Origin of the sequence: Streptomyces sp. S.PB5 (genome assembly GCF_030403745.1) — a bacterium.
Taxonomy (GTDB): domain Bacteria; phylum Actinomycetota; class Actinomycetes; order Streptomycetales; family Streptomycetaceae; genus Streptomyces.
Genome location: NZ_JAQMWP010000019.1, coordinates 43,882 through 68,553 on the forward strand (window position 1 = coordinate 43,882; position 24,672 = coordinate 68,553).

At 71.3% G+C, this 24,672-nt stretch carries 28 protein-coding genes and 1 pseudogene; 17 read left to right on the top strand and 12 right to left on the bottom strand.

Translation table 11 applies throughout. The annotated features are described in order from the left end of the window. Positions 1-7: 7 nt before the first annotated feature. Positions 8-637: an FMN-binding negative transcriptional regulator gene (locus tag PH203_RS38250; RefSeq protein ID WP_289926321.1), complete on the bottom strand. Its 630-nt coding sequence runs from the start codon at positions 635-637 to the stop codon at positions 8-10. Next, complete coding sequence (locus tag PH203_RS38255; protein ID WP_289926323.1) at positions 637-1,317, bottom strand: pyridoxamine 5'-phosphate oxidase family protein; 681 nt, start codon at positions 1,315-1,317, stop codon at positions 637-639. Before PH203_RS38255 ends, PH203_RS38250 begins: the two co-directional genes overlap by 1 nt. Before the next feature lie 48 nt (positions 1,318-1,365). On the opposite strand from PH203_RS38255, the gene PH203_RS38260 reads away from it, so the two are divergent. After that, positions 1,366-2,697, top strand: a complete 1,332-nt coding sequence (locus PH203_RS38260; RefSeq protein WP_289926325.1) for an aminotransferase class I/II-fold pyridoxal phosphate-dependent enzyme — start codon at positions 1,366-1,368, stop codon at positions 2,695-2,697. Here the strand turns inward: PH203_RS38260 and PH203_RS38265 are convergent. Further along, a pseudogene (locus PH203_RS38265) lies at positions 2,694-3,206 on the bottom strand (DMT family transporter); the annotation flags it as partial. The gene PH203_RS38260 and the pseudogene PH203_RS38265 sit on opposite strands and share 4 nt — an antisense overlap. 185 nt (positions 3,207-3,391) lie before the next feature. Between PH203_RS38265 and PH203_RS38270 the strand changes: the two are divergent. After that, positions 3,392-4,294 (top strand): LysR family transcriptional regulator, encoded by a 903-nt coding sequence (locus PH203_RS38270; protein WP_289926327.1) that lies wholly within the window; start codon positions 3,392-3,394, stop codon positions 4,292-4,294. Positions 4,295-4,310: 16 nt separating this feature from the next. Here PH203_RS38270 and PH203_RS38275 read toward each other — a convergent pair whose 3' ends face one another. Then, positions 4,311-4,790 (bottom strand): pyridoxamine 5'-phosphate oxidase family protein, encoded by a 480-nt coding sequence (locus tag PH203_RS38275; protein ID WP_289926328.1) that lies wholly within the window; start codon positions 4,788-4,790, stop codon positions 4,311-4,313. A gap of 140 nt (positions 4,791-4,930) precedes the next feature. Here PH203_RS38275 and PH203_RS38280 point away from each other — a divergent pair, with 140 nt between their 5' ends. Beyond that, the gene (locus PH203_RS38280; RefSeq protein ID WP_289926329.1) at positions 4,931-5,584 is read left to right on the top strand and encodes a cysteine hydrolase; all 654 of its coding nucleotides are present in this window, start codon (positions 4,931-4,933) and stop codon (positions 5,582-5,584) included. Here PH203_RS38280 and PH203_RS38285 read toward each other — a convergent pair. Next, entirely contained in the window at positions 5,550-5,969 is a 420-nt protein-coding gene (locus tag PH203_RS38285; RefSeq protein WP_289926330.1) for a Rieske (2Fe-2S) protein, read from the bottom strand. The genes PH203_RS38280 and PH203_RS38285 overlap by 35 nt on opposite strands. 93 nt (positions 5,970-6,062) lie before the next feature. Between PH203_RS38285 and PH203_RS38290 the strand changes: the two genes are divergently transcribed. The 7 genes from PH203_RS38290 (at position 6,063) to PH203_RS38320 (ending at position 12,128) form a co-directional block, all read left to right on the top strand. Next, on the top strand, positions 6,063-6,827 hold the full coding sequence (locus PH203_RS38290) for a HipA family kinase (protein WP_289926332.1): 765 nt from the start codon (positions 6,063-6,065) through the stop codon (positions 6,825-6,827). Further along, entirely contained in the window at positions 6,824-7,273 is a 450-nt protein-coding gene (locus PH203_RS38295; protein WP_289926333.1) for a DUF3037 domain-containing protein, read from the top strand. Before PH203_RS38290 ends, PH203_RS38295 begins: the two co-directional genes overlap by 4 nt. 128 nt (positions 7,274-7,401) lie before the next feature. After that, positions 7,402-8,163 (top strand): 3-oxoacyl-ACP reductase FabG, encoded by a 762-nt coding sequence (gene fabG / locus PH203_RS38300; RefSeq protein WP_289926334.1) that lies wholly within the window; start codon positions 7,402-7,404, stop codon positions 8,161-8,163. 28 nt (positions 8,164-8,191) lie between these two features. After that, complete coding sequence (locus PH203_RS38305; protein WP_289926335.1) at positions 8,192-8,953, top strand: SDR family oxidoreductase; 762 nt, start codon at positions 8,192-8,194, stop codon at positions 8,951-8,953. A 192-nt stretch (positions 8,954-9,145) separates the two neighbouring features. Beyond that, on the top strand, positions 9,146-10,729 hold the full coding sequence (locus tag PH203_RS38310; protein WP_289926336.1) for an ABC transporter substrate-binding protein: 1,584 nt from the start codon (positions 9,146-9,148) through the stop codon (positions 10,727-10,729). A 90-nt stretch (positions 10,730-10,819) separates the two neighbouring features. Continuing rightward, positions 10,820-11,503: a uracil-DNA glycosylase gene (locus PH203_RS38315; RefSeq protein WP_289926337.1), complete on the top strand. Its 684-nt coding sequence runs from the start codon at positions 10,820-10,822 to the stop codon at positions 11,501-11,503. Positions 11,504-11,615: 112 nt separating this feature from the next. Then, positions 11,616-12,128: a hypothetical protein gene (locus tag PH203_RS38320; RefSeq protein ID WP_289926560.1), complete on the top strand. Its 513-nt coding sequence runs from the start codon at positions 11,616-11,618 to the stop codon at positions 12,126-12,128. A gap of 151 nt (positions 12,129-12,279) precedes the next feature. On the opposite strand, the gene PH203_RS38325 is transcribed toward PH203_RS38320, so the two are convergent. Together PH203_RS38325 and PH203_RS38330 are read right to left on the bottom strand one after the other, a co-directional pair. Next, a complete protein-coding gene (locus PH203_RS38325) occupies positions 12,280-12,771 on the bottom strand; it encodes a hypothetical protein (RefSeq protein ID WP_289926338.1) in 492 nt (163 codons plus the stop codon). A gap of 112 nt (positions 12,772-12,883) precedes the next feature. Beyond that, complete coding sequence (locus tag PH203_RS38330) at positions 12,884-13,402, bottom strand: DinB family protein (protein ID WP_289926340.1); 519 nt, start codon at positions 13,400-13,402, stop codon at positions 12,884-12,886. Positions 13,403-13,626: 224 nt separating this feature from the next. Between PH203_RS38330 and PH203_RS38335 the strand changes: the two genes are divergently transcribed. Next, on the top strand, positions 13,627-14,532 hold the full coding sequence (locus PH203_RS38335) for a Gfo/Idh/MocA family oxidoreductase (RefSeq protein ID WP_289926344.1): 906 nt from the start codon (positions 13,627-13,629) through the stop codon (positions 14,530-14,532). Here PH203_RS38335 and lnt read toward each other — a convergent pair. From lnt to PH203_RS38350, 3 genes are all read right to left on the bottom strand, one after another. After that, a complete protein-coding gene (gene lnt / locus PH203_RS38340) occupies positions 14,456-16,021 on the bottom strand; it encodes an apolipoprotein N-acyltransferase (RefSeq protein ID WP_289926345.1) in 1,566 nt (521 codons plus the stop codon). The two genes, PH203_RS38335 and lnt, sit on opposite strands and share 77 nt — an antisense overlap. Positions 16,022-16,101: 80 nt before the next feature. After that, a complete protein-coding gene (locus tag PH203_RS38345; RefSeq protein WP_289926347.1) occupies positions 16,102-16,581 on the bottom strand; it encodes a nuclear transport factor 2 family protein in 480 nt (159 codons plus the stop codon). Between the two features lie 109 nt (positions 16,582-16,690). Further along, positions 16,691-17,869, bottom strand: a complete 1,179-nt coding sequence (locus PH203_RS38350) for an FAD-dependent monooxygenase (RefSeq protein WP_289926348.1) — start codon at positions 17,867-17,869, stop codon at positions 16,691-16,693. A gap of 142 nt (positions 17,870-18,011) precedes the next feature. Between PH203_RS38350 and PH203_RS38355 the strand changes: the two genes are divergently transcribed. From PH203_RS38355 to PH203_RS38365, 3 genes are all read left to right on the top strand, one after another. Beyond that, the gene (locus PH203_RS38355; RefSeq protein WP_289926350.1) at positions 18,012-18,434 is read left to right on the top strand and encodes an SRPBCC family protein; all 423 of its coding nucleotides are present in this window, start codon (positions 18,012-18,014) and stop codon (positions 18,432-18,434) included. Between the two features lie 101 nt (positions 18,435-18,535). Further along, positions 18,536-19,828 (top strand): hypothetical protein, encoded by a 1,293-nt coding sequence (locus tag PH203_RS38360; protein WP_289926351.1) that lies wholly within the window; start codon positions 18,536-18,538, stop codon positions 19,826-19,828. Next, positions 19,761-20,363 (top strand): hypothetical protein, encoded by a 603-nt coding sequence (locus PH203_RS38365; protein ID WP_289926352.1) that lies wholly within the window; start codon positions 19,761-19,763, stop codon positions 20,361-20,363. The genes PH203_RS38360 and PH203_RS38365 overlap by 68 nt, the downstream gene beginning before the upstream one ends. Positions 20,364-20,377: 14 nt before the next feature. Here the strand turns inward: PH203_RS38365 and PH203_RS38370 are convergent, their stop codons facing one another. Together PH203_RS38370 and PH203_RS38375 are read right to left on the bottom strand one after the other, a co-directional pair. Then, positions 20,378-20,557: a hypothetical protein gene (locus PH203_RS38370; protein ID WP_289926353.1), complete on the bottom strand. Its 180-nt coding sequence runs from the start codon at positions 20,555-20,557 to the stop codon at positions 20,378-20,380. A 126-nt stretch (positions 20,558-20,683) separates the two neighbouring features. Continuing rightward, a complete protein-coding gene (locus tag PH203_RS38375) occupies positions 20,684-21,559 on the bottom strand; it encodes an undecaprenyl-diphosphate phosphatase (RefSeq protein ID WP_289926354.1) in 876 nt (291 codons plus the stop codon). Between the two features lie 295 nt (positions 21,560-21,854). Here PH203_RS38375 and PH203_RS38380 point away from each other — a divergent pair, with 295 nt between their 5' ends. Genes PH203_RS38380 through PH203_RS38390 form a run of 3 tightly spaced genes read left to right on the top strand, consistent with a single transcriptional unit; the run spans position 21,855 to position 24,624 of the window. Then, a complete protein-coding gene (locus tag PH203_RS38380; RefSeq protein ID WP_289926355.1) occupies positions 21,855-23,000 on the top strand; it encodes a Gfo/Idh/MocA family oxidoreductase in 1,146 nt (381 codons plus the stop codon). After that, positions 22,997-23,923, top strand: a complete 927-nt coding sequence (locus tag PH203_RS38385; RefSeq protein WP_289926356.1) for a PmoA family protein — start codon at positions 22,997-22,999, stop codon at positions 23,921-23,923. Before PH203_RS38380 ends, PH203_RS38385 begins: the two co-directional genes overlap by 4 nt. Further along, the gene (locus tag PH203_RS38390; RefSeq protein ID WP_289926357.1) at positions 23,917-24,624 is read left to right on the top strand and encodes a cupin; all 708 of its coding nucleotides are present in this window, start codon (positions 23,917-23,919) and stop codon (positions 24,622-24,624) included. The genes PH203_RS38385 and PH203_RS38390 overlap by 7 nt, the downstream gene beginning before the upstream one ends. The last annotated feature ends 48 nt before the right edge of the window (positions 24,625-24,672 follow it).

The window sequence follows — 24,672 nt, forward strand, 5'->3', positions numbered from 1 at the left end:
CCTTCGGTCAGGCGCGGCGGCGCAGCAGATGCTCACGGGCCGCCGCGTCGCCCGGCCCGGACCGTTCCGTCAGTTTCTCCAGGATCCGGTCCTGCACCTCGGGCGCCCGATGGTTCGCGTACTTGAACTTCGCGCGTACGTCGGTGACTTCGAGCCGCACCCCGCGAAGACCGGACAGCAACCGGCTGTACGGCCCCTCGCCGACGGCCGCTTCGGCCGAGCCGCCCTCCGGCTGGAAGTGGCCGACCTGCCGGTTGAGCAGTGCGGCCTTCTCCGCCGGGTCGTCCACGACATGGGCCCGGCAACGGAGTTGGACGGCCGCGTAGAAGCTGGTGGGTGTGCCGTGCTCGGGCGGGGTGTCCGGGGCCGCCTGCCAGGGTCCGGGGACATACGCGTAGTCGTCGACCACGCTCAGCACGACCTCCGGGTTCGCCAGCAGCGCGGCCCACATCGGGTTCGGGCGGGCCAGGTGGGTGAGGGCCTCGCCGCGTTCGGCGTCGTACACGAAGTGCAGCGGCTGGGCGTAGGGCGGTTCGCCGTCGAGGCCGTTGACGACCAGGGTGCCGAAGTCGTGCACGGCCAGCCACCGTTGCCACTCGGTGTCGTCGCGGGCCCTGTCCCAGGGATGGATCAGCATCACAGGGCCCGGAGGTAGCCCGGGAGTTCGGTGCCGGGGGCCAGGAGCGCGTCGGCGACCGGAGTCTCGTAGCCCTTGCGCAGCGGGACCACGCCGGCCCAGTGGGGGAGGTCGAGGTCCTCCGGCTCGTCGTTGACCCCGCCCGTGCGCAGCTTGGCGGAGACCTCGTCCAGGTCCAGCCGGATCACGGCGGTGGCGGCGAGCTCCTTCTTGTTGGCGGGCCGCGAGTCCTGGGAACGGCCGGCCACGACATGGTCGACGAGCGCGTCCAGGGCGAGCCGCTTCTCCTGCGGGTCCGTCACGTCGTACGCCGTGCCGTGCACCACCACCGACCGGTAGTTGATCGAGTGGTGGAAGGCCGAGCGGGCCAGGATCAGCGCGTCCACATGCGTCACCGTCAGACACACCGGCAGCCCCGGGTCGGCCTGGCCGGTCATCCGCAGCGGGCGCGAGCCCGTCGAGCCGTGCACGTACAGCCGCTCGCCGACCCGGGCATAGAGCGTGGGCAGCACGACCGGGGCGCCGTCGCGGACGAAGCCGAGATGGCAGACGTAGGCCTCGTCGAGTATCGAGTGCACGACCTCCCTGTCGTACGACGCCCGGTCCGCGGAGCGGGTGGGAACCGTGCGGTCGGTCGCCGGGTAGGTGGCGGGCGGCGTCTGTTGCCGGGTCCCCTGCATGGTGGTCTCCATTTGCGTCCGGTATTGCACTAGTGCATAATTTGGTTTGTGCTAGGAGGATACAAGATCCAGGGGCGACGCGCAGCGGAGATTGCGGCGAGCGTCGAGCGTGCGGTGGGCGCCGGAGAGTTGGAGCCGGGGCAACTCCTGCCGCCCATGCGGGAGTTGGCGGCCGATCTGGAGGTCAATCCCAATACCGTCGCGGCCGCGTACCGGATCCTGCGGGAGCGCGGGGTCATCGAGACCGCGGGGCGCCGGGGCAGCCGGGTGCGGCCCCGGCCGGCCACGACCGGGCGCGAGAACATCCGGGTCGAGGTCCCGGAGGGGGTGCGGGACGTGGCGAAGGGCAATCCGGATCCAGGACTGCTGCCGTCCCTGGCGTCGGCCTTCGCGGCGGCCGCCGAGCAAAACGACCGGGAGCCGGTTCTCTATGGCGAGGCCGCCGTGGAGCCGGAGCTGGCGCGGCTGGTGCGGGATGCGCTGGACGCCGACGGGGTTCCGGACGGGCCGGTGGAGGTGGCCTCGGGTTCGCTGGATGCGATCGAGCGGGTTCTCGCGGCCCATCTGAAACCGGGGGACACCGTCGCGGTCGAGGACCCGGGGTGGGGGAGCCTGCTCGACCTGGTGCCGGCGCTCGGGCTGGACACCGCTCCGGTCGGCGTCGACGACGAAGGACCGTTGCCGGACGATGTGCGGCGGGCGCTGGCGGCGGGGGCACGGGCGCTGATCGTGACCGACCGGGCGCAGAATCCGACCGGGGCCGCGGTGACCGCGGGGCGGGCGCGTGCCTTGCGGGCCGTACTGAAGGAGCACCCGGAGGTGCTGCTCATCGAGGACGACCACGGGCACGGCATCGTGGATCTCCCGCTGCATCCCCTGGCCGGGGTCACTCACAGCTGGGCCTTCGTGCGGTCCGCCGCCAAGGCCTACGGGCCCGATCTGCGGCTCGCCGTGTTCACCGGGGATGCCGTGACGGTCGACCGGGTGCGGGGGCGGCAGCGGCTCGGGCCCGGGTGGGTCAGCCGGATCGTGCAGCGGGCGTTCGCCCGGTTGTTGACCGAGGGAGCGGTCGACACGAAGGCGGTGGCCGCGGCGTACGCGGGGCGCAGGGACTCGTTGATCGGTGCGCTCGCCGAACGGGGCGTCCCGGCGCACGGCCGCAGCGGGATGAACGTGTGGATCCCGGTGCCGGACGAGACCGGTGCGGTGGCTCGGCTGCTGCATGCGGGGTGGGCCGTGGCACCGGGGGCGCGGTTCCGTATGGGCGCCCCGCCCGGCATCCGCGTCACCGTGTCGACCTTGAGCGACGAGGAGACGGTGCCGCTGGCGGAGGCGATCGTGTCGGCCGTGGGGACCGGGCGCGCGCGAGGGCACGTCTAGCGGGAGGCGAGGTCATGGTCACGCTGCGGGCCGGCGGGGGCTGATCGCGCCCCGCGGCGGAGCCGCGCATTGACGGAGCCCCGCACCTGGGTCAGAGCCGCGCCCGCCAGGACGATCAGCGCTCCCACCGGTGTCGACCAGCTCAGCGGCTCCCCGAGGATCGCCACGCCCGCCGCCGCGGCGATGACCGGGATGAAGTACGTGACCATCTGGGCCGTCGTCGGGCCGACTTCCGCCACCGAGCCGTACTGGACGAGGGCCGCCAGGCCTGTGCCCAGGGCGCCCAGCGCTGCGATCGCCGACAGGGGCGTCAGGGCGAAGTGGCTCGGAAAGGCGGTGAACAACGGTGTCACGACCGCCGGTTGGAGCGTCGCCAGCAGCAACTGGGCGCCGGTCATGGACAGGTGGGAGCGGCCGGTGCCGGCCAGGGTGCGGCGGACGTGGATCCAGCCGATCGGGTGGCTCAGCGAGGCCGGCAGGGCCATCGCCGTGCCGCCCGCGTCCAGGCCGCGACTGCCGGACGGGCCCAGGTGCGCGCCCCGCGCGGCAGCCGCTCCCGCTTCACCGCCGTCGCCGCCGCCGGTCGAGGGCGGGGGCCCGGGGTGTGCGGCGGTGGTCATGGGGCACACCTCGGCCGCGAGGACCTCGTAGCGCAATCGAGATTTCCGCCCCGGTATCTCGTAGCATCGCTTACATGTTGAACCTGGAGCGCCTGCGCACCCTCGACGCCCTCGCCCGGCACGGCTCGGTGAGCGGTGCCGCGGAGGGGCTGCACATCACGACGTCCGCCGTCTCGCAGCAGATGTCCAAGCTGGAGCGCGAGGTCGGCCAGCAGCTCCTCGCCAAGCACGGGCGGGGGGTGCGGCTCACGGACGCGGGGCGGCTGCTCGCCGAGCACGCGGCCCGCATCCTGTCGCAGGTCGAGCTCGCCCAGTCCGATCTGGAGGCCCAACGCGGGCAGGTCGTGGGGGAGTTGAGGCTGTCCGCCTTCCCCACCGCCGCGCGCGGACTGTTCCCCCACGCGCTCGCCGCCCTCAAGGCCGAGCACTTTGCCCTGCGCGTGCGCTCGTGCGAGCTGGAGCCGGAGCTGGGCATCGCGGGCGTGGTCCGCGGCGACCTCGATCTCGCCGTGGTCCTCGACTGGTACAACAAGCCGATGCCGCTGCCCGACGGCCTGGTCAAGGCGTCCGTCCTCGACGACCCGGCGGATGTGGCGATGCCGGTCGGCCACCGGCTCGCCGACCGTGACGAGGTGGACCTCGCGGAGTTCGCCGGGGACGAGTGGATCACCTGGGGAGAGGGGGAGTTCTGTCATGAGTGGCTGATGTTCACCCTGCGCTCCAAGGGCATCGAGCCGATCGTCGGCCACCGCGCCGCCGAGACGCACACCCAACTCGGGCTCGTGGCAGCAGGGTTGGGCGTCTGCATCGCCCCGCTCCTCGGCCGGCACCCGATGCCCGACGGGGTCGTCACCGTCCCGCTCAAGCAGCGGGTCCGACGGCATGTGTACGTCGTCTGGCGTGCCGACGCCGACCGCCGCCCGTCGATCAGGGCAGCGGTCGAGGCGCTCAGGGACGCGGCCGCGAAACTCGGCTGATCCCGCGCAGGCCCCCTTAACTGCCCTGCAGCGCAGCCAACTTGCGGAAGTCCCACGACACGATCTTCTCCGGCGTCAGCCGCATCCACGCGTGCCGTCCGTCGTGCGGCATCTCGTCGAGACCGAAGTTCTTGCGCGCGAACAGCGTCTCGGGGGCATCGAGTTCGGCGTACAGGTCGCCGACCCGGGGCGCCTCGCCCACGAACTCCACGGCGCCGGTCAGCTCGACGCCGCGCAGCTCGTCGTACTCCTCGCCCGTGTCGACCACGATCGCGACCCGCGGATCGCGCCGCAGATCGGTCCAGCGCTTGCTCTTGACCACCGAGTACAGCCACAACGCGGTGCCGTCCCAGGCGAACCAGAGCGTGCTGACATGCGGCGCGCCGCTCGCCGACACGGTGGCGACCCGGCAGGTGCGCTGACTGGTGAGGAACTCGTCCAGCTCGCCCGGCGTCATCATGATCTTCCGGCCCCGGCGTTGCTGAGTGACGGTCATGCGGCCCCCTCTTCCTTCTCCCACGTCGTGTCAGAGGAGAGATCCTCTGACATCACGTCAGAAAAGGATGCGGTGTCTTCCGTCGGCACGCAATGGTGGTTACGCTCGCCCGCTCCACCGTCGGCGACCAGGGGGGAACCGTGCCGTCGAACCAACAGCTCAGCGAGCTCCTCGATCCGCACTCCACGGTGCTGCTCACCGTCGAGTGCCAGCAGGGTGTCGTGGGCCCGGACAGCGCGCTGCCCGAACTCGCCAAGGAGGCACGGCAGTCGGGCGCCCTCGCCAACGTGGCCCGGCTGGTGGCCGGTGCCCACGAGAGCGGCATCCAGGTGATCCACGCCATCGCCGAACGCCGCCCCGACGGCCGCGGCGCCAACCGCAACGCCCGCCTCTTCCGCGCCGCCGAACGGCTCCCCGTCCAGCAGCTCTCCGGCACCACCGCGGTCCGGGTGGCGGCCCCGATCGAGGTGGCGGAGGAGGACTTCGTGGTACGGCGGCTGCACGGGCTGTCGCCGATCCAGGGCACCGACGTCGATCCGCTGCTGCGCAACCTCGGCTGCCGCACGCTCGTCGTCACCGGAGTCTCCGCCAACGTGGCCGTCCCCAACGCCGTGTTCGACGCGGTCAACCGGGGTTACACCGCCGTGGTCGTCACGGACGCCATCGCCGGGGTGCCCTCCGACTACACCCCCGCGCTGATCCGCAACACCCTCGCCCTGGTCGCCACCCTCGCGACCACGGCCGAAGTGCTGGGCTGTCTCACGCGAGTTCGATCGAGTCGCCGCTCACGCTGATCTTCTCCTCGGGCAACGGCTGTGTGGCGGGCCCCTTCTTCACACTGCCGTCGGTCACCGAGAACTCGCTCTTGTGGCACGGACAGGTGATGACCCCGTTGGCGATCCCGGTCACCGCGCAGCCCTGGTGGGTGCACTTCGACGAGAACGCCTTGAACTCACCGGACGTGGGCTGGGTGACCACCACCCCCGCGTCCTTGAAGATCTTGCCGCCCCCCTCGGGGATGTCCGACGTCTTCCCCAGGACGGTCCCGGAGGACGCGGAGGAGGACCCCTCGTCCGAGCCGCACGCGTTGAGCGTGATGGCGAGTCCCGCCGCGCCCACCGCCGCCACGACCGTGCGGCGGCTCGGTGCCGAGGTGGGATGAAGCGATTCGCTGGACATGGTCACGTCCCCTTCCGCGGATGTCTCCTGCACTGCCCAGGGGTACGGACCCGGCGTGCCGGTTGTTCACCCACCCCTCGGTAACCTGGGGCGATGCTCAAGGAAGCCATCGCGACCCGCTTCATCACGCCCCTGCGTGAGGGCGGCTCGCTGCCGGGCCTCGTCGAGGCCGACGACTTCGGCACGTACGTCATCAAGTTCACCGGCGCCGGACAGGGCCGCAAGACGCTGGTCGCCGAGGTCGTCGTCGGCGAACTCGCCCGCCGGCTGGGCTTCCGGGTGCCCCGGCTCGTCACGCTCGACCTCGACCCCGTGCTCGGTCTCGGCGAACCCGAGCAGCAGGTCCAGGATCTGCTGAGGGCCAGCGGCGGCACCAACCTCGGCATGGACTTCCTCTCCGGCGCCCTCGGCTTCGACCCCCTCGCCTTCGGCGTGAGCCCCGAGGAGGCCGGCCGGATCGTCTGGTTCGACGCGCTGGTCAACAACGTCGACCGCTCCTGGCGCAACCCGAACATGCTGATGTGGCGGGGCGACCTGTGGCTCATCGACCACGGCGCGACCATGATCTGGCACCACAACTGGCCGGGCGCCGAGGCGTCGGCCGCGCGCCCGTACGACGCCTCGGACCACGCTCTCGCCCGCTTCCGGCCCGACATCGTGGCGGCAGCCGCGGACCTGGCCCCCCTTGTCACCGAGGACCTCCTCGCCGAGGCCACCGCCGAGATCCCGGACGTCTGGCTCGCCGACGAACCCGGCTTCGACACCCCGGACGAACTGCGCCGGGCCTACGCCCGGCCCCTGCTCGCGCGGGCCGCGGCGATCCACGAGCGCGTCACCGGAATCGAGGGGGACAAGTGAGCGAGCGGCACATCCACATGGCCGGCAGTGTCGTCGAGCGGCACATCATCAAGGGCGGCCAGGGCGGCGGCCGGGACGTCTTCGAGTACGCCCTGCTGCGTGTCGTCCCCCGTATCGAGCGCGGCGAGTGCGTCAACGCCGGCGTGCTCGTCTACTGCCGTGCGAAGGGGTACCTCGGTGCCCGCACCCACCTCGACGAGGCGCGGCTGCTCGCCCTGGACCCGGACGCGGACGTGACCGGGATCCGGGCGGCCCTGGGCGCCGTCGAAGGGGTGTGCGGCGGGGCGGACACGGCCGGTCAGGCAGCCGGGGACGACGCCGGGCGGCGCTTCCGCTGGCTGGTCGCACCCCGCTCGACGGTCGTCCAGCCGGGGCCCGTGCACACCGGGCTCACCATCGATCCGGCGGCCGAGACGGAGCGCCTGCTGAACCTCCTGGTGAGGTAATGGATCACACCTGACGGGCGTGGCGTTGACACCGGGTGCCAGGGCTTCTAGCGTCACGTCTGCCGAAGGTACTAAGCGGTCGCTCACCGATCGGGCCGCACATTCTTCAAGGGCGAGGAGAAGCAGCAATGTCCACCACTGAGCAGCGGGTAGCCGTCGTCACCGGCGCCGCGCGCGGCATCGGTGCCGCCACCGCCGTACGACTGGCCGCCGAGGGCCGCGCGGTCGCCGTCATCGACCTCGACGAGGCCGCCTGCAAGGACACCGTCGAGAAGATCACCGCGGCGGGCGGCAAGGCCATCGCCGTCGGCGCGGACGTCTCCGACGAGGCCCAGGTCGAGGCGGCCGTCGCGCGCGTCGTCGCCGAGCTCGGCGCCCCGACGATCCTCGTCAACAACGCGGGCGTGCTCCGCGACAACCTGCTGTTCAAGATGAGCGCCTCGGACTGGGACACCGTCCTGAACGTGCACCTGCGCGGCTCGTTCCTGATGACGAAGTACGTCCAGAAGCACATGGTCGACGCAGGCTTCGGCCGCGTGGTCAACCTGTCCTCCTCCTCGGCGCTCGGCAACCGCGGCCAGGCCAACTACTCCGCCGCCAAGGCCGGTCTCCAGGGCTTCACCAAGACCCTCGCCATCGAGCTCGGCAAGTTCGGCATCACCGCCAACGCCGTCGCCCCCGGCTTCATCGCCACCGACATGACCGCCGCGACCGCCGCGCGCGTGGGCATGGGCTTCGAGGAGTTCAAGGCCGCGGCCGCCACCCAGATCCCCGTCGCGCGCGTGGGCGAGCCCGACGACATCGCCAACGCGATCGCCTTCTTCACGAACGAGGCCGCCGGCTTCGTCTCCGGCCAGGTGCTGTACGTGGCCGGCGGACCGCTCGACTAAGCGATCAAGGGACCTAGGGATCATCGACATGACTGAACTGCCTGAGCTCTCCGGCAAGGTCGCCCTCGTCACGGGCGCCAGCCGGGGCATCGGCTACGGCGTCGCCGAGGCGCTCGTCGCGCGCGGTGACCGCGTCGTCATCACCGGCCGCAACGAGGACGCCCTGAAGGAGGCCGTCGAGCAGCTCGGCGCCGACCGCGTCATCGGCGTCGCCGGCAAGGCCCACGACGAGGAGCACCAGGCCGTCGCCGTCGCGCGCGCCATGGAGGCCTTCGGGCGGGTCGACTACCTGGTCAACAACGCCGGTACCAACCCGGTGTTCGGGCCGATCGCCGACCTCGACCTGAACGTGGCCCGCAAGGTGTTCGAGACCAACGTGATCTCGGCGCTCGGCTTCGCGCAGAAGACCTGGCACGCCTGGCAGAAGGACAACGGCGGCGCGATCGTCAACATCGCCTCCGTCGCGGGCGTCGCGCCCTCGCCCTTCATCGCCGCCTACGGTGTCAGCAAGGCCGCGATGATCAACCTGACCGCGCAGCTCGCGCACGAGTTCGCGCCCAAGGTGCGGGTCAACGCGATCGCCCCGGCGGTCGTCAAGACCAAGTTCGCGCAGGCCCTGTACGAGGGCCGGGAAGCCGAGGCCGCCGCGTCCTACCCGCTGGGCCGGCTCGGTGTGCCCGCCGACATCGGCGGCGCCGCCGCGTTCCTGACCTCGGCGCAGTCGGACTGGATCACCGGGCAGACGCTCGTCATCGACGGCGGCATCTTCCTCAACGCCGGCGTCGGCTGACCGACCCCGCACTCACCACGGGCGCCACTGGACACCGGTGGCGCCCGTGTCCATGTACAGCACCTGCACAGACCCTCGACAGGGAGGCCACGGCGGCCCCCGGTGTCCACAGGCCGGAGGACCCGGTTCAGGTCGGGTAAAGCTGCGGTATGGTCTGCCAACCCTTGGTATGGCAGCTCGAGGAGCGTGCGCGTGTTCAACCGGAACAGAGGCCTTCGGCGGATAGCAACCATCGCGTCCATATCGTCGCTGGTGGCCGGATGTGGTGTGTTCTCCTCGGACTCCTCCGACGACGAGGGCGCGATCATCGTGGGTACCACCAGCGCCCCGGCCACACTGGACCCCGCGGCCTCGTGGGACAACTCCTGGGAGCTGTTCCGCAACGTCTACCAGACGCTCCTGAACTACTCCCCGGGCGGCACCGCCCCCGAGCCCGACGCCGCCGAGAGCTGTGAGTTCACGGACGCGTCGAGCACCGAGTACGCCTGCACGCTGCGCGAGGGCCTGAAGTTCTCCAACGGGCACACCCTGGACGCCAGTGCCGTCAAGTACTCGATCGACCGGATCAGGAAGATCAACGTCAACGGCGGCCCCGCGGGCCTGCTGGGCACCCTCGACCGGGTGCAGGTGAAGGGCGACCGCGAGGTCGTCTTCCACCTCAAGCAGCCCGACGCCACCTTCCCGCTGGTGCTCACCACGCCCGCCATGTCGATCGTGGACCCCCAGGAGTACTCCGCGAGCGAGATCCGCAAGGACGGCGAGATCAGCGGCTCGGGGCCCTACACCCTCGACGCCTACGACGAGGGCGCGAAGGCCGAACTCGTCCGCAACGGCAACTACAAGGGCATCGCGGACCGCCAGAACAGCGCCGTCACCATCCGCTACTTCCAGCAGTCGGACGACATGGTGAAGGCCCTCAGGGACAAGCAGATCTCGGTCGTCTACCGCGGTCTGGCCGCCTCCGACACCGTGGACATCGAGGACAACCAGCGCCAGGAGGGGCTCCAGCTCGTCGAGAACGCCACCTCCGAGATCAGCTACCTGGTGTTCAACCCCAAAGACCCCTGGGCCGCGAAGCCCGCGGTCCGCAAGGCCGTCGCCCAGATCGTCGACCGCGGGGCGCTCGTGCACAAGGTCTACAAGGACACCGTCCAGCCGCTGTACTCGATGGTCCCGGCCGGGCTCACCGGCCACACCACGGGCTTCTTCGACGACTTCGGAAAGCCCAGCGTGGCCAAGGCCGAACGGATCCTCACCCAGGCCGGGATCACCGACCCGGTCCCTCTGACCCTCTGGTACACCACCGACCGCTACGGCTCGACGACCAAGCCCGCCTTCGAGGAGCTGAAGCGGCAACTGGAGGACTCCGGCCTCTTCGAGATCACCCTCAAGAGCCGCCCCTGGAAGACCTACGTCGAGGGCTACCAGAACGGCGAGTACCCGGTGTTCGGGCGCGGCTGGTTCCCCGACTTCAACGACGCCGACAACTTCATCGCCCCCTTCGTGGGCGAGCAGAACGCGCTCGGCACCCCGTACGACGCCCCCGAGATCACCGGCAAGCTGCTGCCGCAGTCCCGCGCGGAGAGCGACCGCGGGGCCGTGGCCCAGCAGATCGAGGACGCCCAGCAGATCTTCGTGGACGACGCACGGCTGCTGCCGCTGTGGCAGGGCAAGCAGTACGTGGCCGCGGACGAGGAGGTCGGCGGCCTGGAGAACGTCATCGACCCGGCGACCATGATGACGATGTGGGAGCTGTACCGGAAGACCAGCTGGTAGAGCGGGGTTTCCCGCGGAACGGAGTGCGTTGTCAGTGGTCGCCTGTAGGTTCTGAGACCTGAAGTGACCGCACGACATAAGGACGTTGACGTGACCGACATCGCCATGCTGCCCGAGTCCTGGCGCGGGGTCCTGGGCGACGAGCTCCAGCAGCCCTATTTCAAGGAGCTGACGGAGTTCGTCGAGGAGGAGCGGGCGAAGGGTCCCGTCTACCCGCCGCGCGAGGAGGTCTTCGCCGCACTCGACGCGACGCCGTACGACCGGGTGAAGGTCCTGATCCTCGGTCAGGACCCGTACCACGGCGAGGGCCAGGGACACGGCCTGTGCTTCTCGGTCCGCCCCGGCGTGAAGACCCCGCCCTCCCTGCGGAACATCTACAAGGAGATGAAGGAGGAGCTGGGCACCCCCATCCCGGACAACGGCTATCTGCTGCCCTGGGCCCAGCAGGGCGTCCTGCTGCTCAACGCGGTGCTCACCGTCCGCTCCGGCGAGGCGAACTCGCACAAGGGCAAGGGCTGGGAGAAGTTCACCGACGCGGTCATCCGCGCGGTGGCCGACCGGCCCGACCCGGCGGTCTTCGTGCTGTGGGGCAACTACGCCCAGAAGAAGCTCCCGCTGATCGACGAGAGCCGGCATGTGGTCGTCAAGGGCGCGCACCCCTCGCCCCTGTCGGCGAAGAAGTTCTTCGGCTCCCGTCCGTTCACGCAGATCAACGAGGCGGTCGCCCAGCAGGGCCACGAGGCGATCGACTGGACGATCCCGAACCTGGGCTGAGCCGCCGCCGGGCCGGTTCCCCGGTGGACCGGCCCGGTGCCGCCTGACCGGGATTGCCGGTGCGGGCCGTTAGCGTCGGGTGGTATTGACCGACGAGCGCCCGGAGGACGCGGTGGCGGAGCGACAGGAGCAGACGGTGCCCGATGCCGTGATGACACGCATCGGGCAGGTCGTCATGCTGCATCACGCGGGGGACCGCGAGGAGGCCCGGCACCGCTTCCTGGACCTGTGGGCGGAGATCGGCGAGCACGGAGACCCGTTGCACCGCTGCACCCTGGCCCACTACCTGGCCGACACCCAGGACGACCCCTCGGACGAACTGGCCTGGGATCTCCGGGCGTTGACGGCGGCCGAGGAGCTGACGGACGACCGTCTCGCCGAGCACGAGGGCGCCCTCGCGGTGCGGGCCCTGTACCCGTCGCTGCATCTGAACCTGGCGGCCGACTATGTGAAGCTCGACCGCACCGAGGCCGCCCGCACCCATCTGGCGCGGGCGCGCCGGGCCGCGGGCGCCCTCGGCGACGACCCCTACGGCGACGGCGTACGGGCGGCGATCAGCCGACTCGAACTGCGGCTGGGCGAGGAGAGCGGAGGCGGTTGGGCGCCGCCGAGACAGCGCCCCTGACCACACCGGTCAAGGCCCGCAAGGGTGCGGGTCCGCGGCCGGGGCCCGTCCGCCCGGACCGCGGCCGACGCCGGTACTGGCACCGGCGACCGCGCCGAAACCGTGCGGCCGAGCCTCGCCCACCCCTGACGCCCTCGCGGCCGCGCCCCGCCTAACGCCCGTACGCCTGCTCGCAGATCGCCGCCTCCGGGCTGTCCTTGTGCCAGCCGCCGTACTGTTTCCCGAGCTTGCACACGTCCGGGTTCTTCGGTACCTGCCTGGCCACGTCGGGGATCTCGACGCGCGGTTGCTGCGGCTGCGGGATGTCGGGGTGCCGGACCTCGGGGCGGGCCGGCTCGGGGTGCGGGTGGGAGCGCGGCGCCCGCTGCCCGGCCGGCGGTGCGGCGGCGGAGGGAGGTGCCTCCCTCGGCACGGGCGCGCTCGGTCTGGACTTCCTGGACGATTCGATCAGTTGCAGGGCCTCCTGGGCCGGCGCCTGCACGACCTGTGGCTCCGCCCTGCCGTCGGGCCGGGGCGCCGACGGTCCGGAGGGCACCGGCAGCGGCCCCGGGGCGACGGGTGGGCGTTCGACCGTCACACAGCCGGAGAGGGCCGAGAAAGCCACGGTGGCCAGGAGGGTTGCGGTGGTCGTCGTTCGATGCACCCGCGCAACTCTGCTGGGTCGAGCCGGGTTTGGGACAGCGGACAAGCGGAGGTTGCCCCGCACGGGTGATCTCCGGCCCCGTACGGAGGGCGAGCCCTCCGCGAGGGTGACGTCAGTCGCCGGTCGCGCCGTCGAGGCGCTCGCGGATCAGATCGGCGTGGCCGTTGTGACGGGCGTACTCCTCGATCATGTGGGTGTAGATCCACCGCAGGTTGAAGCGCTCGCCGGTGCGCCGGTGCTTGCCCGCGGACAGGTCGTCCAGGGCGAACCGGGCCGCGTTCGCCCGGGCGATCTCGATCTCGGCCTCCCAGGTGGCCCGGGCCTGAGCCCAGGTGTCCGCCTCGGTCAGATGGAACTCCCCGTCCGGGTCCTCGTCGCTGTAGTAGATCGGGCCCGCGTCCTCGTCGGCCAGCACCTTCCGGAACCAGCCCCGCTCGCACTCGGCCAGATGCCGCACCAGCCCCATCAGGGAGAGCGTGGAGGGCTCCACGGAGGCGGTCCTGAGCTGGGCGTCGGTCAGTCCTTCGCACTTCCACGCCAGGGTCTGGCGGTGATAGTCGAGCCAGCCCTCCAGCATGGTGCGTTCGTCGGCGTCGGTGGCGGGTTCGCTGCGCGGAGTCTGCGTCGTCATGCCCGCATCGTGTCCTACGCCGCCCGGTACGACCACGCATTTAGGGCCATGACGTCGAACCGCGCCCTGAGGGCCGTGACGCGGCAACGCGATCACCGCGCCCGCCCTAGCCGGCCCGGAGCTCCCCCTCGCGGGGATTCGACGGCGCACCCGACCGGCGGCCGCCGCGGCCGCCGTATGCTTCCGTCGTGTCAGGCGTGGGCAAGCGGTAGGGAGACCATCCAGTGAAGGTCGGCTGCATCGGACTCGGCGACATCGCCCGGAAGGCCTATCTGCCGGTGCTCGGCGGACTGCCCGGGGTCGAACTCCATCTGCAGACCCGTACGCCGGCCACGCTCGCCCAGGTCGCCGACGGCCTGCACCTGCCCGAGGGGCAGCGGCACGTGGACCTCGACGCGCTGCTCGCCGTGGGCCTGGACGCGGCCTTCGTGCACGCGGCGACCGTGGCGCACCCCGAGATCGTGACGCGGCTCCTGGAGGCGGGCGTACCGACGTACGTCGACAAGCCGCTGGCGTACGAACTCGCCGACTCCGAGCGGCTGGTGGCGCTCGCGGAGGAGCGCGGGGTGTCCCTCGCCGTCGGGTTCAACCGGCGTTACGCGCCCGGGTACGCGCAGTGCGCCGATCATCCGCGCGAGCTGATCCTGATGCAGAAGAACCGGATCGGGCTGCCGGAGGAGCCGCGGTCGATGATCCTCGACGACTTCATCCATGTCGTCGACACCCTGAGGTTCCTGGTCCCGGGCCCGGTCGACGACGTGACCGTGCGCGCCCGGGTCGAGGACGGGCTGCTGCACCACGTCGTGCTGCAGCTCTCCGGGGACGGCTTCACCGCGCTCGGGGTGATGAACCGGCTCAGCGGCTCGACCGAGGAGGTCCTGGAGGTGTCCGGGCAGGACACCAAGCGTCAGGTGGTCAACCTCGCCGAGGTCATCGACCACAAGGGGCAGCCCAGTGTGCGGCGGCGCGGGGACTGGGTGCCGGTGGCCCGGCAGCGCGGCATCGAGCAGGTCGTCCTGGCCTTCCTCGACGCGGTGCGCGCGGGCAAGGTGCTCAGCGCCCGGGACGCGCTGGCGACCCATGAACTGTGCGAGCGGGTGGTACGTGCGGTGCAGGAGCGGGCCGCCTGAGCCGCAGCGCCCTGAAGCCCCGGCCCGCGCACCAGACGGCGACGACGAGCAGCGCCGCGTGGGCCGGCCAGTCGCCGAAGCGGACGTACGGCGTGACACCGGTGGCCAGCGGTACCTCGTAGACCGCGGTCGCGTCGGCGCTCGTGCCGAGCCATGAACCCACCCGCTGTCCCTCCGGGCCGTAGACCGCGGAGACCCCGGTCAGGGTCGCGTGGACCATCGGGCGGCCCGTCTCGGCGGCGCGCAGGGCGGCGAGCGAGGCGTGCTGCTCAGGGGCCCAGCTCTGCTGGAACGTCGACGTCGCCGACTGGGCGATCAGCACCTCGGCGCCGTCCTCGGCGAGATGCCGGCTCATGTCGGGGAACGCGGACTCGAAGCAGACCATCGGACCGATCCGCAGCCCGTGCCCCACGTCCATGACGACCTGCTCGGTGCCCTGCCTGCGGTTCTCGCCCGCCGCCTTGCCGACGGAGGTGGCCCAGCCGAGCAGCGAGCGGAACGGGATGTACTCGCCGAACGGCACGAGCCGCATCTTGTCGTAGCGGTCGCCGGTGAGGCCGCTCGGACCGACCAGCACCGAACTCTTGTAGATGCCGGGCTTGTCGGAGCGCCGGGCGTCCACGTTGACGAGGACGTCGGCGCCGGTCTCCCTCGACAGCGCGGCGAGCCGGCGCGCCAGGTCGGGGCGGTCGCCGAGGTCGAAGCCGACGCTGCTCTCACCCCACACGATCAGGTCGACGTCCTGCCCGACGAGCTGCCGGGTCAGCTGCTCCTCGCGGACGAAGCGCTTGTCGCCGCCCTCGATGACGCCGGGCTGCACGACGGCGATCCGCACGCTGCCGTCGGGATCCGGCCGCGGCGACCACATCCACGCCGCGGAGCCGGCGGCCGCCGTGGCGAGGAGCGCGGCCATGGCGGGTACGCGGGAGGGCCGGACGGTGACCAGGAGGGCGACCGCGACATTCACGGCCACCACCAGGAAGCTGATCAGCCACACCCCGCCCACCGACGCCACCCGCAGTGCGGGCTCCACCTCCCACTGACTCGCGCCGAGCATGCCCCATGGCCCGCCGAGCCCCTGCCAGGAACGCACCAGCTCGACCAGCAGCCAGCCCGACGGCAGGACGAGCAGGGCCCCCGCGATCCGGCCGGGCGAGGGCGTCCCGGCGAGGAAGTGCCGTACCAGCCGGCCCCAGGGCGCCCACAGCGCGCCGAGCAGGGCCGCGATGACGAAGGTGAACACATGCAGGCTCGGCAGCAGCCAGTGGTGCATCGCCAGCATGAAGCCGAAGCCGCCCGCCCAGCCGTCGTACACAGCCCGCTTCCCGGTCGGGGCGGAGCGGACGAGAGCGATCCACGGGACCAGGGCGACGTACGCGAACCACCACAGGGACGGAGCGGGGAAGGCGAGCACGGGCAGGGCGGCGGCCAGCGCGGCGACGGCGGACCGCCGCCAAGGGGAGGTGAGCCAGTGGCCGAGCGTCTTCATACGGCGCCTCCCTACCCCGTGCGTCCCTCCAGTGTGCGTGGTGCGGACGCCCCGGGGACAGAGGGCGTCGCCTCAGTTGATCATGGACGTGGCGCGGGGGCAGGGAGGCGCCGCCACTTCTCCTGTACGACGACCTCGCGCAGCCGCCAGCCGTCGTACGTCCGCAGCAGCCGGAAGGCGTACCGGCCGCCGCAGATGAAGTCGGGGGCGGCACCGGGTCCGTCGCCGTCCCGGTCGATGCGCATCGGGTTGACGTAGTCGGCCTGGACCTGGGCCGTGTCGCCCGTGTCGTGGTCCCACTGGCCGAAACTGATCCGCCGGTTCACGATGAGATGCTGCCGCATCGAGAACACCGCCAGGCTCTCCGAGAGCCACGCGGCGACCTGCCCGGCATCCCCCTCGACACCGCCCGCCGAACGGTAGTCCGCGCGTCCGTCCGGGGTGAACAACCGCCGGTACGCCTCCCAGTCGCCGTCGTCCACGGCCACCGCGTAGTCGGTGACCAACTCGTCGACGGCCAGCCGGTCCATCACAGTGGCGAGCTCCACACGCTGCGTCATCGGCTCAGTGTTGGGCATGGGGCGGGCGGGGCCAAGAGGCGTGCGAGGAGATTCACACGCCCCGGGGCGGCGCCGTATGCGCGGCGGGGGCTCGGTGGGCGGGTGCGGCTCATCGCGTCGCCTGTCCGTCGGACCCGTCGGCCCTCCACGCCGTCGCCACCGGCAGGAACCTGCTGCCGGCCGCGTGCGCCGCCATACGGGCGTTGCGGGCCTCCGCCTCGGGGCCGTCCGGGAGGTGGAACTCGTCGCCCGCGCTCGCGGAGCGGGCCTGCATACGGGTGGCGGCCGCCAGACGGCGGCGTACGTAACGCTCCAGCGCCTCGGGTACGTCGGACGGCGTCGCGGCGGTGAGGCAGTCGACGAGGACGGCGGCGTCGACGATGGCCTGGGCCGCGCCCTGGGCCTGGAACGGCACCATGGCGTGGGCGCTGTCGCCGAGCAGGGTCACCCGGCCGGTGTTCCAGCGGGCGAGCGGGGCGCGGGTGTAGATGCCCCATCGGTACATCGATCCCGCGCGTTGGAGGATCCGGAGCACTCGGGACTCCCAGCCCTCGAAGGCGCGCAACGGCTCCTCCGGCTCGGCCTGCTCCGTCCATGACTCGCGCGCCGTGTCCGTCCCGAACACGGCCACGACGTTGAGGAGTTCGCCGCGCCGCAGCCAGTAGTGGACGAAGTGCCGGCCGGGCCCGAGCCATATCCCGGTGTCCGGGAGGTCCAGGTCGGCCACCCCGGCGGCCGGGAGCAGCGCCCGGTAGGCGGCGGTCCTGGAGAAGACGGCCTCGTCCGGGCCGAAGAGCCACTGGCGGGCCGCGGAGCGGATGCCGTCCGCGGCGACCACCAGGTCGGCGTCGAGGTGTTCGCCGCCTGCCGTCGTCACGCCGGCGGACTTGTCGTCCTGGTCGACACCGACGGCCTCGGTACCCAGTCGCACCAGCTCGGCCGGTACGGCGGCGGCCAACGCCTGCTGCAGATCGGCCCGGTGGAGCTGGAGATAGGGCGCCCCGAACTCCTCCTCGACCTCGCGCCCCAGGGCGTACCGGCAGATCTCCGTCCCGTCCGACCAGGTACGGAAGCTCAGATCCCCGGGGTGCGCGGCCCGCGCGGCGACCGCGTCCAGCAGCCCCAGCCGGTCCAACTCCCGTGTGGCGTTGGGCGCGAGCTGGATCCCCGCGCCGAACTCGGTGAACCGCGGTGTCTGCTCGATCAGCGTGACCTCATGACCGGCCCGGCGCAGACCGAGCGTCGCCGCCAGCCCTCCGATGCCCGCGCCTATGACGATCGCTCGCATGGCACGACAGTAGCGAAGGGGACTCCGCGGCCGTACCAGGTGTTTCAGGCATCCGTGCGTCTCAGTCATCTGTGCGTCTCAGGCATCCACGCGACCGATTCCTTCAAGACCGGGCCCGCGGCGCCTTCGTACCGTCGGAGCCATGGACACGATCGCCCCAGTCTCGCGACACCTCAGCACCCACATCGACCGCCCCGCCGCAGCGGTCTACGCCTACGCGTCGATCCCCTCCAACTGGCCCGAGTGGGCTCATGGGCTGGGATCGTCCATGGACGAGATCGACGGACAGTGGATCTCGGATTCGACGGCCCTGGGCGGCCGGGTCGCCGTCGCCTTCACGCAGAAGAACGAATTCGGAGTGCTCGACCACGACGTGACCCTGCCCTCGGGCGAGGTGATCCACAACCCGGTCCGCGTGATCCGCGACGGCGACGGCTGCGAGGTGGTGTTCACCCTGCGCCGCCGACCGGGCATGAGCGACGCGGACTTCGAACGCGACGCGGCCGCGGTCTCGGCCGACCTCGCCACGCTCAAGCGGCTGACGGAGCGCACCGCCCGGGGGTGAAGACATCTCCATCATGACAGGTCGGAGGCGGTTTTCGTAGGACGAACGGCACTGCTCCACAGCCTTGTCCGACCCGCGTCCCGGCTCTCAGAATCGCCGTCATGGATCACGCGGAGAAGGTCGACCAGGATGCGGTGCTCAGGGCGCGGGCGGTGCTGCTGGAGTCGGGGCGGCCGAGCGTGGCGCGGCAGGTCGAGGCGTTCCGGGTGCTGTCGGCGGTGAGTCCGTTGAGCTACGTTCCGAAACTGGCCGAAGCGCTGGTGTCGTATGCATATCAAGAGGTCTGGGGCCGTCCGGAGGCGCGGACGGACGTGCTCGCGGAGGCGGCGGCCGCGGCGCGGCGGATCGATACCGGGGACCCGCGGCGGACCGAGGTACTGGTCAGGGTCCTGGACGCCTACCGATCGAGCCTGTACGCCCTCGGGCGCCGGGCCGAGGGGCTGGCCGTCTGTGAGGAGATGGCCGAGGCCGGCCGGTGGGGCTTCGAGCACGGGCAGGTGGAGAGCGCCGTGTACGGGCACGGGCGGCTGGTGGTGGCACTCGCCGAGGAGGGGCGGCACGGGGAGGCGGCGGACATCTGCGGAAGGTCGGTCGATGCGGAGCGCCCCTTGACCCCGGAGGTCAATTCTTTCTGGTCGATGGTCGAGTGGGCGGCCGAACTGGACGCAGCCGGACGGTATGACGCGGCGCTGGAGGCCTTCGCGGAACTGGTGGATACCACGCGCGCCAAACTCGCCTTGGAGCGTACATCGTTGGCGATCCAGGTCTGGCAACTGGCGTACCTGGCCCGGATGTTCGATGCCGTCGGTCGGCGTGCCGAGGCCGCAGCGGCCCGGCAGGAGGCCCTCGCGCATCTCACCGAGCTGGATCTCACCGGGGAGCGCAGGAACTGGAGCAACATCCTCGCGTGGTGGACCACGCTCTTCGCTCTGTCGGGCCGTTCGGCGGAGCCAAAGCCGTCCGCGGCGGCTCCGGGACCGTCGTTCGGCTCGGCCCTCCACCAATGGTCGCACGATGTCCGGGAGGCGTACCTCGACGGCCTGGAACAGCTTGAGGGGCAGTTCACCGCGCTGAAGCAGGACCCCTTCACTCCTCTTCCCGAACTGATCGTCCTGCACCGCAGACTGGCCGTGCGCACCGCCGTGCGCCAGGAGTTGCGCAGCCACCGCATCCTCAAACCCCTCCGCCCCCTCTTCGATGAGGGAGTGGCACTCGCCCGCCGCCTAGCCGAACGGCACACCCTGGGCCGGGCTTTGACGGACCGTGCCATGTTCCTCGTCGCGGCCAAGCAGTACGGCGAGGCCCACGACGACTTCCGCGAGGTCTGTGACCTGCTGGCAGTTCCGGTCCGACGGCTTCTACGAGTTGGCCATCGAGGTCGGTTCGACGGATGACGCCGGGCTGGAGGCCGTCCTGAGGGCGGTGTGGGACGCGGCAGGCGTCCAGGGGTGCTACGGGCATGGGGACCGGGAGCCGGAGGAGCAGGAGGCCGTGCCCTGCACGGTCGCCTCGCTGGAGGAGTTCGGGCATCTACGCGGCCGGGTCCGGCTGCCCTCGGGCGATCTCGTCGTGTGCGGTGTCATGGCGGTCCGCGGCGGTGACGAGATCAGCGACGACAGCGACGACGACAGCAGTGGCGACAGCGGCGACTGGCTGGATTTCTATGTACCGCATGGGGCACTGGACGCGGTGGGGGCGGCCACTTCGGACGGCCGGCCCTTCTACCGCTCGGCCCGGATCGACGACTGGCTGGCGGGCATCGGCATCGAGGCGTTCCGCAAGGCGCCCTTCGGCTGTGCCGCTGTCGGGTGGGAGGTCTCCGGCTGCATCGACGCGGCGACACCGGCCGGCGAACTGCCCGAGAAGCGGGGCGTCGGACATCTGGTGCCCCGCGACGGCGTCCTGCACTACGGCGCCGCCAACGACTGACTCACAGGCCGGGTTCAGGCCGCCTTGATGACGTTCCCCCGGATCGCGGCCGCCCACTCGACGACCAGCAGCTCGTACTCCTCGCGCTCCTGGGCCGACAGCGAGCCGCCCGCCCGCAGCCACAACGCGCGGATCTGCTCGTTTAACTCGGCAGCAGACCGCACGGAACCAGAGGCCACGGAATCAGGGAACATGCGGACAAGCCTAAGGGCATGAGCTGACACTGCGCTACTGAACGGCTACACACAACGTATGTGATGGGTCACGGAGTTCGGTGTGCGAACGTGTTGACTCCGCGTCTGCACCCGCCCTTTCCGTGGTCAGCCCGCCGACTCCGCCGCGTGCGGGCTCAGTCCGCCGAAGGTCACCAGCAGGATGATCACGATGCCGAGCGCGATGCGGTACCAGACGAACGGCATGAAGCTCTTGGTCGAGATGAACTTCATGAACCACGCGATGACGATGTAGCCGACGACGAACGCGATGATCGTCGCGAAGATTGTCGGCCCCCAGTCGACATGACCGCCCTCCAGCGCGTCCTTCGTCTCGAACAACCCGGACGCGAGCACCGCGGGGATGGCGAGCAGGAACGAGTAACGGGCCGCGGCCTCACGCTTGTAGCCCATGAAGAGGCCGCCGCTGATCGTCGCGCCGGAGCGCGAGACCCCCGGGATGAGCGCGCAGGCCTGGCAGATACCGAAGATCAGACCGTCCCGTACGCCCAGGTCCTCAAGGGACTTGCGCTGCTTGGCCGCGCGGTGCTTGCCGCCGCTCTCGTCGCGGGCCGCCAGCCGGTCGGCGATGCCGATGATGATGCCCACCACGATCAGCATCGTCGCGGTGATCCGCAGATCGCGGAACGGCCCCTCGATCTGGTCCTTCAGCGTCACGCCGAGCACACCGATCGGGATCGAGCCGACGATCACCAGCCAGCCCATCTGGGCGTCGTGGTCGCTGCGCATCTCCTTGTTGAACAGCGATCTGGTCCACGCCGAGATGATCCGCCCGATGTCCTTGCGGAAGTAGATCAGGACGGCGGCCTCGGTGCCGATCTGCGTGATGGCGGTGAAGGCCGCGCCCGGGTCGTCCCACTTGGCGAAGGCCGCCGTCAGACGCAGATGCGCGCTGGAGGAGACGGGGAGGAACTCGGTCAGCCCCTGGACGAGTCCGAGGATGAAGGATTCAAACCAAGACATGAAGGTAGGGAGTCCAAGCGCTGATCGGAGGAGGGTCGACGGGCACACCGAGCCGTCCGGGCACGGTGATCACAGGTGTGGAGGGCAGCCTAGCGGCCCCGGATGACAGCCCTGGCACAGGGTGCTCGCCGAGTGCCGGTGAGCGGGGCGCGGGAGCCGCCGGTGACCAGGGAGTAGGACCTGTTGACCGGCCAGGGGGCGGCCGCTTAGGTTGCTGCGGAGAGAAAGCGCTTGCTGCTCCCGTGGCAGGTGCCGGCGTCATCCGCTGTACCTCCGAGGAGTGCTGATCGCTTCCATGTCACCCACCACTCCCTACGACGGTCGTCGCATCCGGGCGGCCGTCATCGGCACCGGCGCCATCGCCCGGGGATCGCATCTGACCGCGCTCACCGCCCTCGCCGAGGAGGGTGAGGTGGAGGTGGTCGCCGCGGTTGACATCGATGCCAGGGCCGTCGAGGAGTTCTGCGCCGCGGGCGGTGTCCCGCACGCCTACACCGACCTGGACCGCATGCTGCGCGAGCAGCGCCCCGACCTCGTCACCATCTGCACCCCGCCGACCCTGCACCGCGACCAGACCGTCGCGGCACTGCGCGCCGGGGCCTGGGTGTGGTGCGAGAAGCCGCCGGTGCCGACGCTCGCCGACTTCGACGCCGTCGAGGCGGAGGAGGGCACGGAGAGCGGCCCGTACGCCTCGATCGTCTTCCAGCACCGCTTCGGCTCAGGCACCCGGCACGTCCGCCGTCTGCTCGACGGCAAGGCCCTGGGCCGCCCGCTCGTCGCGCACTGCCAGACCACCTGGTACCGCGACACCGCTTACTACGCCGTGCCCTGGCGCGGCCGCTGGGCGACCGAGGGCGGCGGCCCCGCGATGGGACACGGCATCCACCAGATGGACCTCCTCCTGGACATCCTCGGCCCGTGGAGCGAGGTGCGTGCCATGGCCGGGCGGCTGGTGCACGACGTGGAGACCGAGGACGTCTCGACCGCTCTGCTGCGCTTCGAGAACGGCGCGATGGCGACGGTCGTCAACAGCGTCCTGAGCCCCGACGAGGTCAGCCGCATCCGCATCGACTGCGAGCGCGCGACCGTCGAACTCACCCATCTGTACGGCCACAGCAACGACAACTGGGCGATCACCCCGGCACCCGGCGTGCCCGACGCCGAGGCCGCCGCCTGGCGGGACTTCGGCGCCGACGTGCCCAGCTCGCACCTGGAGCAGCTGCGCGAGCTGATCGCGAGCATGCGCGCCGGGCAGCGGCCGAGGAGCAGCGGGGCCGACGGCCGTGGCAGCCTGGAGCTGATCGCCGCGCTCTACAAGTCGGCGTTCACCGACGTCACGGTCAAGGCGGGTGAGATCGGCCCCGGCGACCCGTTCTACACGGCCATGCACGGGAACACGCCCGGCTGGGCCCCCGTCGCCGGCGAGGAGGTGCCCGTATGACCGGACTGCGCATCGTCCACGCGCACGGCGACCGCATCACCGTGACCGATCCGGTCACCGGCGTCGAGCTGCTCTCCTACGTGTACCGCCCGGAGGCGGCCTGGGAGGCCCCGAGGCCGTACATCCACCCGCTGCGGACCCTGGCCGGCGACCTCGTCACCGACTACCGCCCCAACGACCACCGCTGGCACAAGGGCCTGTCCCTGACGGCCTCGCATCTGTCGGGCGCCAACCTGTGGGGCGGCAACTCGTACGTGCACGGCGAGGGCTACCTCGAACTCCCCGAGCGCGTCGGCTCGATGGCGCACGCCGGCTTCGACGAGGTCTCCGCGGACGACGACCGGGTCGTCATCGCCGAGCGGCTCACCTGGCACCCGTACAGCGGCGAGCTGTGGGCCGACGAGGAGCGCCGGATCGAGATCCACGACGTGGACCAGGAGTCCGGGTCCTGGGCGCTGACCTGGACGAGCGCGATCACCAACCGGCGCGACGAACCGCTGGTCTTCGGCAGCCCCACCACCGCCGGACGCGAACTCGCCGGATACACGGGCCTGTTCTGGCGCGGCCCGCGTGCCTTCCGGGACGGCCGCATCCTCGCGCCGGACGCCGAGGGCCCCGGCCTCCTCGGCGCGCAGGCCCCCTGGCTGGCCCTCTCCGGCGAGCACGACGGCACCGACGGCCACGCCACCCTCGTCTTCGAGCACGCCCCCGAGAACGACCACCTCGGCACTCAAGGCGCCCACCCGGCCCACTGGTTCGTCCGCAACGAGCCGTTCGCCGGAGTGGCCCCTTCCTGGGCCTTCTACGAGGAGTTCGAACTCGCCCCCGGCGAGACCTTCACCCGCCGCTACCGTGTCGTCGTGGCCGACGGCGCCTGGGAGCGGGAGGAGATCGCCAAGTACCTTCAGGCACACCCGTGGTGACCGCCTTCGAGGGACTGCCCGGCGGGGTCGCCGTGTCGCACCTGTGCGTGTACGACTGGCCCGCCGCCGACGGCGTCTCCGGCGGAACCCCCCATATGCACCTGACCTGTTCGGAGGCGTACGTCGTCACCGGCGGCCGGGGTTCGGTGCAGACCCTCACCACGTCCGGGTACGAGGTCACGCCCCTCGTACCCGGCACGGTTGCCCGGTTCACGCCGGGCACCATCCACCGCCTCGTGAACGAGGACGACCTGCGCATCACCGTCCTGATGCAGAACAGCGGACTGCCGGAGGCGGGCGACGCGGTGCTCACGCTGCCGCCGGAGCACCTGACCGACCCGGAGACGTACGCCGCCGCGACCGTCATCCCCGCGGACGCCCCGGAGGCGGAACGGGAGCGCATCGCACGGTCCCGCCGGGACCTCGCCCTGGAGGGCTACCGGGCGCTGCGGGAGGCTCCCGAGGGGCTCGCCGACTTCCATCGCGCGGCCGCCGCCCTCGTACGGCCCCGGCTCGCCGAGTGGCGCGAGCGGTGGCTCAGGGGCGCCGCGGCGGCCGCCGCGGCGACGGGGGAGCAGCTGGACCGTCTCGAACGGGGCGACCTCTCCCACCTCGCCGACGCCGTCGTACGGTCGGAACGGCCCTCGGAGCTCGGCAGGTTCGGGATGTGCGGGCGGCTGGACGTCTACCGGGGCGGCTGAGCGGCGCCGCCGTCGACGGGACACCGTACGCCGGGGCGTCTAGCCTGG

Coding starts and splice junctions, on each gene's coding strand:
- PH203_RS38250 (WP_289926321.1), bottom strand. CDS start 637: ATGCTGATCCATCCCTGGGACAGGGCCCGCGACGACACCGAGTGGCAA.
- PH203_RS38255 (WP_289926323.1), bottom strand. CDS start 1,317: ATGCAGGGGACCCGGCAACAGACGCCGCCCGCCACCTACCCGGCGACC.
- PH203_RS38270 (WP_289926327.1), top strand. CDS start 3,392: ATGTTGAACCTGGAGCGCCTGCGCACCCTCGACGCCCTCGCCCGGCAC.
- PH203_RS38275 (WP_289926328.1), bottom strand. CDS start 4,790: ATGACCGTCACTCAGCAACGCCGGGGCCGGAAGATCATGATGACGCCG.
- PH203_RS38285 (WP_289926330.1), bottom strand. CDS start 5,969: ATGTCCAGCGAATCGCTTCATCCCACCTCGGCACCGAGCCGCCGCACG.
- PH203_RS38290 (WP_289926332.1), top strand. CDS start 6,063: ATGCTCAAGGAAGCCATCGCGACCCGCTTCATCACGCCCCTGCGTGAG.
- fabG (WP_289926334.1), top strand. CDS start 7,402: ATGTCCACCACTGAGCAGCGGGTAGCCGTCGTCACCGGCGCCGCGCGC.
- PH203_RS38305 (WP_289926335.1), top strand. CDS start 8,192: ATGACTGAACTGCCTGAGCTCTCCGGCAAGGTCGCCCTCGTCACGGGC.
- PH203_RS38330 (WP_289926340.1), bottom strand. CDS start 13,402: ATGACGACGCAGACTCCGCGCAGCGAACCCGCCACCGACGCCGACGAA.
- lnt (WP_289926345.1), bottom strand. CDS start 16,021: ATGAAGACGCTCGGCCACTGGCTCACCTCCCCTTGGCGGCGGTCCGCC.
- PH203_RS38345 (WP_289926347.1), bottom strand. CDS start 16,581: ATGACGCAGCGTGTGGAGCTCGCCACTGTGATGGACCGGCTGGCCGTC.
- PH203_RS38350 (WP_289926348.1), bottom strand. CDS start 17,869: ATGCGAGCGATCGTCATAGGCGCGGGCATCGGAGGGCTGGCGGCGACG.
- PH203_RS38355 (WP_289926350.1), top strand. CDS start 18,012: ATGGACACGATCGCCCCAGTCTCGCGACACCTCAGCACCCACATCGAC.
- PH203_RS38360 (WP_289926351.1), top strand. CDS start 18,536: ATGGATCACGCGGAGAAGGTCGACCAGGATGCGGTGCTCAGGGCGCGG.
- PH203_RS38370 (WP_289926353.1), bottom strand. CDS start 20,557: ATGTTCCCTGATTCCGTGGCCTCTGGTTCCGTGCGGTCTGCTGCCGAG.
- PH203_RS38375 (WP_289926354.1), bottom strand. CDS start 21,559: ATGTCTTGGTTTGAATCCTTCATCCTCGGACTCGTCCAGGGGCTGACC.
- PH203_RS38380 (WP_289926355.1), top strand. CDS start 21,855: ATGTCACCCACCACTCCCTACGACGGTCGTCGCATCCGGGCGGCCGTC.
- PH203_RS38385 (WP_289926356.1), top strand. CDS start 22,997: ATGACCGGACTGCGCATCGTCCACGCGCACGGCGACCGCATCACCGTG.